At 68.9% G+C, this 318-nt stretch carries 1 protein-coding gene; it reads left to right on the top strand.

The window, feature by feature from the left end; translation table 11 throughout:
• Nucleotides 1-318, top strand: a 318-nt coding sequence (locus AC0L3U_RS38935) for a CoA transferase (protein WP_473365045.1), incomplete at both ends; no start/stop codon positions are given.

Here is a 318-nt window from a genome sequence, read left to right as displayed (position 1 = left end):
GCGACCGCCCGGGCTTCGGTGCGATTGGCGAGGCCATCGGCGGCCTTCGCTACACCACCGGCAACCCGGATCCGCCCCCGGCGCGGGTCGGCGTGAGCCTGGGGGATTCCCTCGCGTCGTTGCATGGCGTGATCGGCGCGCTGATGTCGCTGCTGCGGGTCAAGACCGGCCAGGGTGACGGGCAGATCGTCGACGTGTCCCTGGCCGAAAGCGTATTCAACCTGATGGAAAGCCTGGTGCCCGAATACGACATGCTGGGCCATGTGCGTGAGCGCAGCGGCGGCGCCTTGCCCGGTATCGCGCCGTCCAACACCTACC

Source organism: Bradyrhizobium sp. Kon69 (genome assembly GCF_055807515.1).
Note: the sequence above shows the minus strand (reverse complement) of the source record. Positions and strands in the feature narration are given on the sequence as shown.